The 12,801-nt window shown below is 62.9% G+C and carries 12 protein-coding genes and 1 tRNA gene; 7 read left to right on the plus strand and 6 right to left on the minus strand.

The genetic code is table 11. From position 1 onward, the window contains the following. Nucleotides 1-78: 78 nt before the first annotated feature. Nucleotides 79-154, plus strand: a tRNA-Phe gene (locus tag PQR08_RS17510). A gap of 113 nt (nt 155-267) precedes the next feature. Here PQR08_RS17510 and PQR08_RS17515 read toward each other — a convergent pair. Beyond that, nucleotides 268-1,401 (minus strand): lipopolysaccharide biosynthesis protein, encoded by a 1,134-nt coding sequence (locus PQR08_RS17515; protein WP_408161912.1) that lies wholly within the window; start codon nt 1,399-1,401, stop codon nt 268-270. Nucleotides 1,402-2,104: 703 nt separating this feature from the next. On the opposite strand from PQR08_RS17515, the gene queC reads away from it, so the two are divergent. From queC to PQR08_RS17540, 5 genes are all read left to right on the plus strand, one after another. Continuing rightward, entirely contained in the window at nt 2,105-2,839 is a 735-nt protein-coding gene (gene queC, locus PQR08_RS17520; RefSeq protein ID WP_035509741.1) for a 7-cyano-7-deazaguanine synthase QueC, read from the plus strand. 37 nt (nt 2,840-2,876) lie between these two features. Then, nucleotides 2,877-3,509 (plus strand): 7-carboxy-7-deazaguanine synthase, encoded by a 633-nt coding sequence (gene queE, locus PQR08_RS17525; RefSeq protein WP_238285573.1) that lies wholly within the window; start codon nt 2,877-2,879, stop codon nt 3,507-3,509. 17 nt (nt 3,510-3,526) lie between these two features. Then, nucleotides 3,527-3,973 carry a 6-carboxytetrahydropterin synthase QueD gene (gene queD, locus PQR08_RS17530; RefSeq protein ID WP_238209475.1) on the plus strand — a complete coding sequence of 149 codons (447 nt, stop codon included), beginning with the start codon at nt 3,527-3,529 and terminating at the stop codon, nt 3,971-3,973. A 187-nt stretch (nt 3,974-4,160) separates the two neighbouring features. After that, entirely contained in the window at nt 4,161-4,943 is a 783-nt protein-coding gene (locus PQR08_RS17535) for an HpcH/HpaI aldolase family protein (protein ID WP_238209476.1), read from the plus strand. Beyond that, on the plus strand, nt 4,940-5,620 hold the full coding sequence (locus PQR08_RS17540; RefSeq protein WP_408161915.1) for a tetratricopeptide repeat protein: 681 nt from the start codon (nt 4,940-4,942) through the stop codon (nt 5,618-5,620). Before PQR08_RS17535 ends, PQR08_RS17540 begins: the two co-directional genes overlap by 4 nt. A gap of 73 nt (nt 5,621-5,693) precedes the next feature. On the opposite strand, the gene rodA is transcribed toward PQR08_RS17540, so the two are convergent. The 5 genes from rodA to PQR08_RS17565 all read right to left on the minus strand — a co-directional run bounded on the left by rodA (nt 5,694) and on the right by PQR08_RS17565 (nt 12,115). After that, nucleotides 5,694-6,842, minus strand: a complete 1,149-nt coding sequence (gene rodA, locus PQR08_RS17545; RefSeq protein ID WP_187608237.1) for a rod shape-determining protein RodA — start codon at nt 6,840-6,842, stop codon at nt 5,694-5,696. A 23-nt stretch (nt 6,843-6,865) separates the two neighbouring features. After that, nucleotides 6,866-9,148, minus strand: a complete 2,283-nt coding sequence (gene mrdA / locus PQR08_RS17550; RefSeq protein ID WP_408161917.1) for a penicillin-binding protein 2 — start codon at nt 9,146-9,148, stop codon at nt 6,866-6,868. Between the two features lie 82 nt (nt 9,149-9,230). Further along, on the minus strand, nt 9,231-9,743 hold the full coding sequence (mreD, locus tag PQR08_RS17555; RefSeq protein WP_008352165.1) for a rod shape-determining protein MreD: 513 nt from the start codon (nt 9,741-9,743) through the stop codon (nt 9,231-9,233). Further along, complete coding sequence (mreC, locus tag PQR08_RS17560) at nt 9,740-10,873, minus strand: rod shape-determining protein MreC (protein ID WP_250482892.1); 1,134 nt, start codon at nt 10,871-10,873, stop codon at nt 9,740-9,742. Before mreC ends, mreD begins: the two co-directional genes overlap by 4 nt. 198 nt (nt 10,874-11,071) lie before the next feature. Further along, nucleotides 11,072-12,115, minus strand: coding sequence for a rod shape-determining protein (locus PQR08_RS17565; protein WP_004189550.1), 1,044 nt, complete (start codon nt 12,113-12,115; stop codon nt 11,072-11,074). Nucleotides 12,116-12,491: 376 nt separating this feature from the next. Here PQR08_RS17565 and gatC point away from each other — a divergent pair, with 376 nt between their 5' ends. After that, entirely contained in the window at nt 12,492-12,791 is a 300-nt protein-coding gene (gene gatC, locus PQR08_RS17570; protein WP_035509719.1) for an Asp-tRNA(Asn)/Glu-tRNA(Gln) amidotransferase subunit GatC, read from the plus strand. Nucleotides 12,792-12,801: the final 10 nt, after the last annotated feature.

Here is a 12,801-nt window from a genome sequence, read left to right on the forward strand (position 1 = left end):
CCCCCGGACATTTTTAGAAAAATGCACGGAGGGGCTTGAGGGGCGCAAATGAGTCTGCTATAGTTTCACCTCTTCGTTGGCCCGGTAGCTCAGTTGGTAGAGCAGCGGATTGAAAATCCGCGTGTCGGTGGTTCGATTCCGCCCCAGGCCACCAGAATGCAAAAAGCCCGAGAGTGTCATCGCTCTCGGGCTTTTTCATTTTCTACTTGCGAAAAACGGGCATGTTCGCTTGAGCGGACTGCCCGTTTTTTTTCAGCTATCCGATCCTCACTTCGGATTCGCGGCGACGAAATTCTTGAACGCGGTGTAGGCCGCCTTCTGCGTCTTGCCGTCGTTCTTCAGGAGACCGTACGCGCCTTCGCCGCCTGCGGGATCGTCATACAGCTCGTACGTCTGAATTGCCTGGATGTTGTACTTCGACGCCACCGCGACGAACTCCGCCATCATCTTGTTGCCGACGAGGTAAGCCGCGATCTGCTGATCGCTGCCAAGCCACGGACGCACGCCGAACTCGTTGATCCAGATCGGCTTGCCCATCTGCTGCAACGTCGCGAGCACGTCGTGGCAACCCGTGCCGCCGCACGCGTTCGTGATGTCGCCCATGTCCGAGTACCAATGCCACGCGGTGATGTCCCAGCTCACGACCGGATGACCCGTCGTGCCGTCGGGTTGCGTGCCGTTGGCGAGCATCTGATCGAGACCGTAGTGCAGCCACGTGCCACCGCCCATGATGATCTTGCCGTTCGGATCGACCGACTTCACGCCGGCGATCATCCCGCGAATCACGCCGCGCGCGATCTGGAATTTGGCGTTGTCGAATTGCTGCGGATAGACGCCGTCGACATTGCCGGTGAGCGCGTTGGCGTCGAGTTCGTTCGTCACTTCGTAGTACGGGTATTGGTACGCGGTCGCCGTCCAGACGCCGAGCTGATAGCCCGCGTTGTAGGCGTCGGTTTCGCTGTTGAAGGCGAGGCTCATCAGCATCACCGGATATACGGTGACGCCGCCTGCGGCCATCGTCTTCGCAATGCCCGCGAGTTTGTTTGCGGTCCCCTGGCTGTACACCTCGTTCCGATAAAGCTTCACGCCGAGATCCTGCAACTGCGAGAGTTGTAGCGCCGGACTGGAGATGTCGTAGGCGCCGCCCTCGTTGTTGTGGCCGTTCGCGCCGTAGAAGATGCTGCCGCCGGCCGTCGCGTTCTTCACGACGACGTTCGCGTTGCGATTCGCCACGGCAGCGGCTGCGGTGGAGGCCGTGTCGAAGGCTTCGTTGCTACCGCCCCCGCATGCGCCGAGCAGCAAGCTGGTCGTGACCGCGACGGCGATCAGCTTCGCTCGAGGTACGGAAAGAGCGCCGAAGATGCGGTTGGCCCGAAAGTTGGTCTGAATGTAATTTTTCATTGTGTGTAGTACTAAATAGAGAGTTATGCATCGGCGAAATTGGTGCAGTTCCCGGAGCGCCGTTGGAAAAGAGCGGATCGGAAACAGACCTGCGGGTCCGCGTCTCCCGCGGAAGGGTTTGGAAATCAAAGAATCCGTTCGTTATGCGAACGAATAGCTCCTGCACGATCCGATCGAACGATCGCGCCATCACATGGAGTTAGCTGTAGAGCCGGAAGGAATTGCTGGTCGTGTTTTTGTTCAGGCAGTCATTTGTCTGTATAACGACCGGACGCCGACCGGGTTAAGCGGATTTCCATAATTTGCCGGCTCAACTGGCTTGGTGGCGGCAAATAGTGCCGATCTCGCCGCCAAACAAAAACCGTCCGTCGAAGCCACGCACGCCGAGCTCGGCGAACAACCGTGCTCCGTGCTAAAATTCCCGCCGAATTAAGGACTTGCCTCGTCCTCGGGCCCGCAAGTCCTTTTCTTTTCGACGCTCCGAATCGCTCGTGCGACGCGCCGGAACCTTCACCGGCGCCCGATCATCCGTCTCGAATTCCGCTATCGGCGGCATAAAGGGCGTGCGCATCCAGGCGAAGGTCGCCGGCCTATACTGGACTCGCGGGCGTCGCGCCCGCGCCGCGCAAGGTGAAGTCCGGTCGTTCCGACTGCCTGTGCGGCGTGCGACGCCAATTCATTCACGGAGTACGGAGTTTTCACGGTGACTCGGATAGACGCTAAAGACAGCGCGCTCGTGCTGTTCTCCGGCGGCCAGGACTCGGCCACTTGCCTCGCCTGGGCGCTCGAACGCTACAAGACGGTAGAGACGCTCGGCTTCGACTATGGACAGCGCCATCGCGTGGAACTCGAATGCCGCGACGGCTTTCGCGCTGCGATCGCGCGCGAGTTTCCGCAGTGGACCGAGCGCCTGGGCGAAGATCACATGATCGATTTGTCCGTGCTCGGCGCGATCAGCGATACCGCGATGACGCGCGAGATCGAGATTCAGGCGAACGCGAGCGGCTTGCCCAACACGTTCGTGCCGGGCCGCAATCTGCTGTTCGTGACGATTGCCGCGGCGGTGGCGTATCGGCGCGGGTTGAAGGTGATCGTCGGTGGCATGTGCGAGACGGACTTTTCCGGCTATCCGGATTGCCGCGACGACACGATGAAGGCGCTGCAAGTCGCGCTCAATCTCGGCATGGAAACGCGCTATGCGCTGGAAACGCCGCTGATGTGGCTCGACAAGGCCGACACCTGGCGGCTCGCGGAAACGCTCGGCGGCGAATCGCTCGTCGAGTTGATCCGCGTCGAAACGCACACGTGTTATGTCGGCGAGCGCGCCGAACTGCACGACTGGGGCTTCGGTTGCGGTCAGTGCCCGGCGTGCAAGCTGCGCAAGCGCGGTTACGAGGCGTATCGTGCGGGCGAACAGGTCACCATCGCGCCGGTTTGATTTTTACGACGGGTTTTACGAGATTCACAGGGCAGTCATGACGTACGCGGTAAAGGAAATCTTCTACACGTTGCAGGGCGAGGGTGCCAATGCCGGGCGCCCGGCCGTGTTCTGCCGCTTTGCGGGCTGCAATCTGTGGTCGGGGCGCGAGGAAGATCGCGCGGACGCGGTGTGCCAGTTTTGCGACACCGATTTCGTCGGCACGGACGGCGAGAACGGCGGCAAGTACCGGACGCCGGCGGAACTCGTCGCGAAGATTGCATCGCTGTGGCCGGAAGGTGCGGCGCACAGATTCGTGGTGTGCACGGGCGGCGAGCCGATGCTGCAGATCGATCAGCCTTTCGTCGACGCGCTGCATGAAGCCGGCTTCGAAATGGCGATCGAAACGAACGGCTCGCTGCCCGTGCTCGAGAGCATCGACTGGATTTGCGTGAGCCCGAAAGCCGATGCGCCGCTCGTCGTCACAAAGGGCAACGAATTGAAGGTCGTCGTGCCGCAGGACAACCAGCGTCTGGCGGACTACGAGAAGCTCGACTTCGAGTACTTTCTCGTGCAGCCGATGGACGGCCCGTCGCGCGACATCAACACGAAGCTGGCGATCGACTGGTGCAAGCGCCATCCGAAGTGGCGCCTGTCGATGCAGACGCACAAATATTTGAACATCCCCTGATAAGACGGTCAGCCGACGTGCAGACGATTACCCGAAAACTCGAATTCGATGCGGGCCACCGCATTCCCGATCACCGCAGCCAGTGCCGCAATTTGCACGGGCATCGCTACGTGCTCGAAATCACGCTGCAAGGCGATCTCGTCGACGTGGAAGGCGCGCCCGACCGCGGCATGGTGATGGACTTCGCCGACGTGAAAGCCCTGGCAATGGAACATCTCGTCAACAAGTGGGATCACGCGTTCATCGTTTATGAAGGCGATGTCAAAGTGCGCGAATTCCTGCAGACGCTGCCGGATCACAAGACTGTCGTACTGGATCGCATTCCGACCGTGGAGAACCTGGCGGCGGTTGCCTTCAACATTCTCGCCGACGTCTACGACGCCCATTACGGTGTCAATCTCAAGCTGAAGCGCGTGCGTCTCTTCGAAACGCCGAACTGCTGGGCCGACGTCGAGCGCGGCTGATTTTTCGCGCGCGGGCGGCCCTGAGCACGTCCGGCGCGCGCGCGTTCGTCACGGTATGATCGTCCGATGAGTCGCCCGCCACCCGAGGCGACGAGACACGGAGCGCACGCATGCCGTCACTTCTTCTGTCGTTTTCATTTGCGCGACCGCGCGCGGTCATCCTTCAAACTGCTGAAGGAGCCGCGCGATGAGCACGTTCACCAATCCCCTGAAGCAGCGCTTTTCCGAACCGGGCACGTTGTTCGGACTGTGGCTGTCGCTCGGCAGCGCCGATGCCGCCGAAGCGCTCGCACATGCGGGCTTCGACTGGCTTTGCATCGACATGGAGCACTCGCCGAACGATAGCGCGGACGTCGTCGCTCAACTGCGCGCGATCGCCGCCGCGCATCTGCCGAGCGAGCCGATCGTGCGCGTGCCGGCCAACGAAGGCTGGCTAGTCAAACGCGCACTCGACGCGGGCGCGCGCACGCTGATGTTCCCGAACGTGCAATCGGCCGAAGAGGCGGCGCGCATCGTGCGGCTCACGCAGTATCCGACGGAATCGGCGCTGCAAGGCTTGCGCGGCGTCGCGGGTGCGGTGCGCGCGGCGGCATACGGCATGCGCCGCGATTACATGGCGAGCGCGAATGCGCAGATCGCGACGATCGTGCAGATCGAATCGGTGGCGGCGCTCGAAGCCGTCGACGAAATCGCCGCGACGCCGGGCGTCGATTGCCTGTTCATCGGTCCAGCGGATCTGGCGGCGAGCCTCGGTCATCTCGGCGACGGCAAGCATCCGGACGTGCAGGCGGCGATCACGAAAATTGTCGATGCTGCAAACCGAGCGGGCATCGCGAGCGGCATCTTCGCGCTCGATGCGGCCAGCGCGAAGCAATACGCGCAGGCGGGCATCAAGCTCGTCGCGATCGGCGCGGATGTGATGTGGCTGTTGAAGGCGACGCGTCAGGCGTTGCAGGAGGCGAGATCATGAAAATCGCCATCGCGTCGGCTTTCGCCGCGGTGAGCCTGTCGATATCGATCGGCGCCGCCCACGCCGACGACGCGCCCAAGCCGACGGATATCACCACGCAAAACGCCGTGGCCGATTACAACGCCGGCAACCTCGTCGCGGCGCGCTCGGAGTTCCGGCGCGCGGCGCAGAAGGGCAGCCGCCTCGCCCAGTTCAATTACGCGATGATGCTGCTCAACGGCGAGGGTGGCGCGGCTGACGTGCCGGAAGGCAAGAAATGGTTGCGTCGCGCCGCCGACGCGAACATGACCCACGCGCAATACGTCTACGGCAAGATGTACGACGATGGACAGTTCGTCGAGAAAGATCCGGCGGAAGCGCATCGCTGGTTCCTGCGCGCGGCGAATCAGGGGCACGTGCAGGCCGAACTCGCGCTCGCCAATCAGTTTCTCGATGGACGCGGCACCACGCGCGATAACACGCAGGCGTTCACCTGGTACAAGAAAGCGGCGCAAGGCGGCGACATGACCGCGCAATATGTCGCGGGTTCGTTCTATGAGCGGGGCGGCGATGGCGTCGAGCGGAACTTGAATGTCGCGCGTGCCTATTACGCTGCTGCGGCGGCGCAGGGCGATCCGGCCGCCAAGCTGAAGTATCTGCAGTTGAGCGCGGAACTGGAGCAGCAGAAGCCGCAGTGAAGGCAGGCTCCAAAAAAGCAAAAAGCCGCGGGGGAGCCGCGGCTTTTGCGTTTGAAAGAAGGACGGCGAAACGCTAACTCTGCATCAGCCGTTTCTGACGAGCGACGCTCATGATCAGCCCGACCGCGACGCCGAGCGTCGTCAACGCGGTCCCGCCGTAACTCATGAACGGAAGCGGCACGCCGACCACGGGCAGAATGCCGCTCACCATCCCGATATTGACGAACGCGTACGTGAAGAACGCGAGGGTGAGCGAACCGGCCAATAATCGCCCGAAGAAGGTCGCGCCGTTCGCCGCGATGAACAGCCCGCGCGCGATGAGTGCCATGTAGAGGAAGAGCAGCACGAGCCCGCCCGCGAGCCCGAACTCCTCGGAGAAAACGGCGAAGATGAAGTCGGTGTGCTTTTCGGGGATGAATTCGAGGTGCGCCTGCGTGCCCTGCAACCAGCCTTTGCCGAACGTGCCGCCCGAGCCGATCGCGATCACCGCCTGAATCGTGTGGAAGCCTTTGCCGAGCGGATCGGACGTCGGGTCGAGCAGCGTGCAAATGCGGTGCTTTTGATAGTCGTGCATCATCGGCCAGACGACATCCGGCTGACAGATCTTGTCCTGGAAGACCGCGATGCTCGCCACCGCGATGACCGCGGCAATCAGCACCGGTAGGATCAGCTTGAAACTCAATCCGGCGAAATAGATGACGAACATGCCCGCCGCGAACACGAGTACCGCTGTGCCCAGATCCGGCTGCTTCGCGATCAGACCCACGGGCAGCAGCAAAATCACAAAGCCGACGATGTAATCCCACCAGCGGATATTGCTTTCACGCTTCTGGTAGTACCACGCGAGCATCAGCGGCATCGCGATCTTCATGATCTCGGATGGCTGGATCACGACGCCGACGTTGAGCCAGCGTTTCGCGCCCTTGCGCGTCAACCCGAACGCGGCGACCGCGATCAGCAACGCGACGCCGACCGTATAGAGCGGCACGGCGAAGCGCATCAGCATCTGCGGCGGGATGTTGGCGAGTACCCACATCAGGCCGAAGGTCAGCATGATGTTGCGCAGCTGGTCTTCGACGCGCCCCGGCATATCGAGACTGGCGCTGTACAGCGTCACGATCCCGACGCCGAGCAGCAGGAACACGATGAGCGCAAGCGGCTTGTCGAAGCCCGCGAACATGCGCTTTGCGCGGTCCAGCAGCTCGCGCTTGTCGAATTGCATGTGCAGTTGCATGGCGGTTTCCTTTACTCGTCGATGCCGCCGGACGGCGCGAGAACGCGCACGCCGTCGTTTTCATTGCCGCGCACCATCGAGGGCGTCGGCTCGGTCGGGCGCTTTTTCGGCGTGGGCGTGCGGCCGGGCGTGGACGCGGGCAGCGCCGCCGCGGGCGCTGCGGGCGCCGACGACGCAGCGCGCGGCTTCGAGGTTTTCGGGGCGGAAGCGGGAAGCGCCGGTGCAGAAGCCGCCTTCGCGACCTCGGGATTCGACGCAGCCTGAGGCGAAAATGCCGGCGACGAATTCGCAACGGACGCAGGCAACGCGATGGCGGCGGGTGGTTGCGTGCCTCCGATCGTCGGCAGGCCGGTATCGGTCGTCGCCGAGGCCGCCGCGGCGACGGCTGCCGCTTCCGCGCCCGGCTTCAGACGGTCGACCAGATAATAATCGAGCACCTTGCGCGCGATCGGCCCTGCGGATTCGGCGCCCCAGCCGCCGTTCTCGACGATCAGCGCAAGCGCGATCTTCGGCTGCTCAGCCGGCGCGAACGCGATGAACAGCGCGTGGTCGCGCAGATGCTCCGCGAGCGCGTGCCCCTTGTAGTTCGCGCCTTGCAGCGAATAGACCTGCGCGGTACCGGTCTTGCCTGCCGCCAGATACGGCGCGCCCGCGAACACCTTCGCCGCCGTACCGTTGGTGACGACGCCTTCCATCGCGCGCTTGATGAAATCCACATCCTTCTGCTGCACGGCGATCTTGTCGCTCGGATCGCGCACGACCGGGCGCGTCGCCTTCGAAATCGGATTTTCGATGTCGCGCACGAGGTGCGGCTTCATCACGACGCCGTTGTTCGCGAGCGTCGCGGTGGCATGCGCGAGTTGCAGGATTGTGAACGAGTTGTAGCCCTGACCGATGCCCAGACTGATCGTTTCGCCTTCGTACCAACGCTGCTGCTCGGGTTTGCGGTACGCCTTGCGCTTCCATTCCGTCGACGGAAGGATGCCGCGCGCCTCGCCCGCGATATCGATGCCGGTGATCTGCCCGAAGCCCCACGGCTTCATGAAACCGGCCATCGCGTTCACGCCGAGATCGCGTGCGAGCATGTAAAAGTACGTGTCGTTCGAAACGACGATCGCGCGGTTCATGTCCACCCAGCCCTGACCCGAGCGCACGTCGTTGCGGAACGTGTGGCCGCCGAACGTGAAGTAACCCGGATCCTGGAAGCCCCAACCCGGCGTCCGCTTGTGCAGCGTCAGCGCGGCGAGCGCCATGAATGGCTTGTAGGTCGAACCCGGCGGATATGTGCCGTGCAGCGGACGATTCAGTAGCGGGTGATCCGGCGAATTGTTGAGCGCGTCCCAGGTTTGCTGATCGATGCCGTCGACGAACGAATTCGGATCGAAGCTCGGCGCGGACACGAACGCGAGCACGTCGCCGGTGGAAGGCTCGATCGCGACGAGCGCGCCGCGCTTGCCCGCGAACGCCTGCTCGGCGACCTGCTGCAAGCCGATATCCAGCGACAATTGCAGGTTGTTGCCCGGCGTCGCCTGCGTGCGCGACATCGTGCGCACCGGGCGGCCGCCCGCGGTGACTTCCACTTCCTCGAAACCGGTCAGGCCGTGCAGCTCGGTCTCGTAGCTCTGCTCGACACCGATCTTGCCGACGTAATCCGTGCCCTTGTAGTTGTTGGCGTCGAGGCGCGGATCGTAGTGATCCGAGCTTTCGTCGTTGGCGTCGCTTGCGTCGTCGATGCGTTCCTGATCGCGCTGCGAAATGCGTCCGATATAGCCGATCACGTGCGCGGCAGTCGTGCCGAGCGGATATTGGCGAAACAGGCGCGCGCGCACTTCGACGCCCGGAAAACGGAAGCGCTGCGCGGTGAACTTCGCGACTTCCTCGTCGGTGAGACGCGTGCGGATCGGCAGGCTTTCGAAATTCTTCGAGTCTTCGAGCAGCTTCTTGAAACGGCGACGGTCGCGCGCGTCGATCGGAATGACTTGCGAGAGCTCGTCGATCGTCTCGTCGAGCGTGCCGTTGATCTTCGAGCGCGTGATTTCCAGCGTGTACGCGGAGTAGTTCTTCGCCAGCACGACGCCGTTGCGGTCGGTGATGATGCCGCGGTTCGGCACGATCGGCGCAACGGAAATGCGGTTCTCGTTTGCCTGCAAAGAGTATTTGCTGAAATGCCAGACCTGAAGATAGAGAAAGCGCAGTCCGATCAGCCCGAAGCAGACGAACACGAACAGTCCCGCCGCCGCGACGCGCAGGCGGAACTTCGACAACTGTTGCTCGGTGTTCTTTATTTCGGTCATGCAACTTTCGCGGTTTGCTCGCGATTCAAGTGTAGTTCGCGCGAGACGGTTTATCCGGTCATGCGGCGTCGCGCGGCAAGGCTCAGATCGGACGCGTGTCGTCCGGGTCGGCGGCGCGGCGCTGCGGCATCAGCAGAAGGAAGCTCGCGATCGGCCAGAGCAGCGCCTCGACGAATCCGTTGATCAGATAACTCCAGCCGGGGAACGCCGCGCCCGTCATCAGGCGGATGATGAAAGGCACGAGATGCGCGCCCACGAGGAGCGGCGCGACGACGAACATCTGCACGGGCAACGTCATCCACAACACGCGACGGTGAATGGTGATCGCGCCGTACGAAAGAAGCGTGTAAGCCAGCGCGTGCTCGCCGAGCAGATTCGCGTTGTGCACATCCATCAGAATGCCGAGCATGAACGCGATGCCCATGCCGACCTTGCGCGGTTGATGCACGTTCCAGAAGAGCAGGACGAGCGCGACGAAATCCGGCACGCCGATGAGCCGTCCCCACGGCATCAGGTTCAGCAGGAACGCGGCAGCCAGACTGAACGTGATGAAGTACGGATTGACCGGCTGAAGGATGTATTGCGGGCGGTTCATCGCGCGGCTCCCGAGGATGCGGGTTTCGGCGCATGCGCCTTCTTCGACGGCTTCGCCGCCGCGCCCGATGCCGCCTTGGGCGCCGCGGCCTTCGCTGGCGGAGCCTCGGCGGGCTTCGCCGGGGCGGTCGCCGCGGGCGCGGAGCCGGGCGTCGGTGCGGACGCGCCCGCAGGCGCCGATGCGCCGCTTGCGCCCGCCGCTGCCGCCGCCTTCGGCGCGGCCTTCTTCTTGCCCTTGTTTTCCTTCGCTTCCTTGGCAGCCGCGGCCGCTTCGACTTCGATCGGATTCGGCGGCACGTTGACGTTGTAATGCAGCACGAGCAACTGACGCGCGCCGCGCACCGCCGCGATCGGCACGCAGACGACGCGCGCGAACGCCGTGTCCGCCTGCTTGTCGACACGCAGCACCTTCGCGACCCGCAGTCCCGGCGGATAGATGCCGTCGAGGCCGCTCGTGACGAGTTCGTCGCCGGCTTGCACGTCGGCGCTGATCGGCACGAAGCGAAGATCGAGCGTGTCGCCCTTCGGCGTCCCGTAGATCACGCTGCGCAATCCGGTGCGCGCGATTTGCACCGGCACGGCCTGATCCTTGTCGGTAAGAAGCGTGACCTCCGATTGCAGCGGAAATACGCGCGTGACCTGGCCGATCACGCCGTCTTCCGTGACGACCGGCGCGCCATCCTGGATATTCTGCTGCGAGCCTTTGCCGATCACGACTTTCTGCGTGAACGGATCGCGCGTGTCGTACTGGATTTCGGCGGGCGTTTCTTCGGTGGTGGCGCGCGATTGCAGATTGAGCAGCGCGCGCAAATGCGCGTTCTCGGTAGCGAGTTGCGCTGCATCGCCGGCTTTCACGGACAGTTCCAGATTTTTGTCGGCCAGTTTCGCGTTCTGGCTGCGCAAGGTCGCGCTCGTCACGGCGAGATCGGCCGCGCCCATGAAGATGTCGCGCGGCACCAGCGCGGCGCGCTGCAACGGGTAAAGCCCCGCGCCGAGCATCCCGCGAACGATTTCCAGCGTGCTGTAGCGGGCATCTGAAATGAGCAGCGCGATGGCGAGCACCACGAAGAAGATCAGGCGCGCGAGCGCGGAGGGGCCTTGCTTGAAAAGGGGCGGCGGACTGTATTCCATGGTCGGCGCCGAGGGCGTGAACGGATGGATCGATGCTGCAGGTTTTCTCGCCGGTGGCGAACCTGCCCTACGCTGTTTCGACAACGGCCCGGACAGATGCCGGGCCGTGCGCCCGCCGCGTTACGCGGGCGTGTTTGGTTGTCGCGTCGAAGACCATTCCGCTCAGGGGACGGAGAGCGAAAGCCTTCAGCAGGGAGATCACTCGTACGAGAAGATGCTGCCGAGCTTGTCCATGCGTTCGAGCGCCATGCCCGAACCACGCACCACGCAGGTCAGCGGATCTTCGGCGACGAGCACCGGAAGGCCGGTTTCTTCCGCGAGCAGGCGGTCGAGGTCGCGCAGGAGCGCGCCGCCGCCCGTCAGCATCATGCCGCGCTCGGCGATGTCCGCGCCGAGTTCCGGCGGCGTCTGTTCCAGCGCGATCTTCACCGACGACACGATCTGGTTCAGCGGGTCCGTCAGCGCTTCGAGAATTTCGTTGCTCGAAATGGTGAAGCTGCGCGGAATGCCTTCGGACAGGTTGCGGCCCTTGACTTCCATTTCCTTCACTTCGGAGCCGGGGAATGCCGAACCGATTTCCTTCTTGATGGCTTCGGCGGTTTGCTCGCCGATCAGCATGCCGTAGTTGCGGCGGATATAGTTGACGATGGCCTCGTCGAACTTGTCGCCGCCGACTCGCACCGAGCCCTTGTACACGATGCCGCCGAGCGAGATGACGCCGACTTCGGTCGTGCCGCCGCCGATGTCGACGACCATCGAGCCGGTGGCTTCCGAGACGGGCAGGCCCGCGCCGATTGCAGCGGCCATCGGTTCTTCGATCAGATAGACCTGCGACGCGCCCGCGCCGTGTGCCGCTTCCTTGATCGCGCGACGCTCGACCTGCGTGGAGCCGCACGGCACGCAAATGATGATGCGCGGCGACGGCGAAAACATGCGGGATTCGTGAGCGGTCTTGATGAACTGCTTGATCATCTGCTCGGTGACGGTGAAGTCGGCGATCACGCCGTCCTTCATCGGGCGGATAGCCTCGATGTTGCCCGGCACTTTACCGAGCATCTGCTTGGCTTCCTTGCCTACCGCCTGAATCGTCTTCTTGCCGTTGGGGCCGCCTTCCTGGCGAATGGAAACGACCGAAGGCTCGTCGAGGACGATGCCCTTGCCGCGCATGTAGATCAGCGTGTTGGCGGTGCCGAGGTCAATCGCCAGGTCGTTGGAGAAATAGCTGCGCAAAAAACCGAACATTCAAAAATCCTGTCTCGCTGGGTGGCCGTTCGTCGCGAGGAGCGCCGGGGACGGCAGCGGAAAAAATAACGGTTTGCCGGGGCGGCGAACGCTCGCCGCGAAGTGCAAATCCGGGAAGAAATCTACCGCAGAATGGAACGCCGCACGCAAAGGTTTCTCACAATTCAATGATTCAGGGAGAAAGCCGCTGACAAGCCGATCCAGAGGTGAGTCGAACGTGTAATGATACCTTATAATTTGGGGGTATCTATAGGAAAAGGATGGCACTTTATGCCATCGCCAGACCTGCTTCCGAGGGCTCCTTTCAAGATCGTAACTGGCTGTCACAGCGAAGGTTTTCGAGATTGAGGCTGTCCACGCTTTCTCCGGTGATTCCATGTCTTTGACCCTGACCGACGTAAAACGCATCGCGCACCTCGCGCGGCTCGAATTGCCCGACCACGAAGCCGAACCCACGCTCGCGCGTCTCAACGACTTTTTCGGTCTCGTCGAGCAGATGCAGGCCGTCGATACGACCGGCATCGAACCGCTCGCGCATCCGATCGAGCAGATCGAGGAAGTCGCGTTGCGTCTGCGTGACGACGCTGTCTCAGAGCGTGTCGAGCGCGAAGAGTTCCAGCGTTCCGCGCCTGCCGTGCAGGACGGGCTGTATCTCGTGCCGAAAGTGATCGAATAAGGCGCTTCAC

It is taken from the genome of Caballeronia jiangsuensis (assembly GCF_046030135.1).
In the GTDB taxonomy this organism is placed as follows: Bacteria; Pseudomonadota; Gammaproteobacteria; order Burkholderiales; family Burkholderiaceae; genus Caballeronia; species Caballeronia jiangsuensis.

What these genes read in the sequence shown, in the direction of transcription:
- mreD (WP_008352165.1), bottom strand. Translation starts at nt 9,743, where the DNA reads ATGAACCGCCCGCAATACATCCTTCAGCCGGTCAATCCGTACTTCATC.
- PQR08_RS17515 (WP_408161912.1), bottom strand. Translation starts at nt 1,401, where the DNA reads ATGAAAAATTACATTCAGACCAACTTTCGGGCCAACCGCATCTTCGGC.
- mrdA (WP_408161917.1), bottom strand. Translation starts at nt 9,148, where the DNA reads ATGACCGAAATAAAGAACACCGAGCAACAGTTGTCGAAGTTCCGCCTG.
- PQR08_RS17565 (WP_004189550.1), bottom strand. Translation starts at nt 12,115, where the DNA reads ATGTTCGGTTTTTTGCGCAGCTATTTCTCCAACGACCTGGCGATTGAC.
- PQR08_RS17540 (WP_408161915.1), top strand. Translation starts at nt 4,940, where the DNA reads ATGAAAATCGCCATCGCGTCGGCTTTCGCCGCGGTGAGCCTGTCGATA.
- gatC (WP_035509719.1), top strand. Translation starts at nt 12,492, where the DNA reads ATGTCTTTGACCCTGACCGACGTAAAACGCATCGCGCACCTCGCGCGG.
- queE (WP_238285573.1), top strand. Translation starts at nt 2,877, where the DNA reads ATGACGTACGCGGTAAAGGAAATCTTCTACACGTTGCAGGGCGAGGGT.
- mreC (WP_250482892.1), bottom strand. Translation starts at nt 10,873, where the DNA reads ATGGAATACAGTCCGCCGCCCCTTTTCAAGCAAGGCCCCTCCGCGCTC.
- rodA (WP_187608237.1), bottom strand. Translation starts at nt 6,842, where the DNA reads ATGCAATTCGACAAGCGCGAGCTGCTGGACCGCGCAAAGCGCATGTTC.
- PQR08_RS17535 (WP_238209476.1), top strand. Translation starts at nt 4,161, where the DNA reads ATGAGCACGTTCACCAATCCCCTGAAGCAGCGCTTTTCCGAACCGGGC.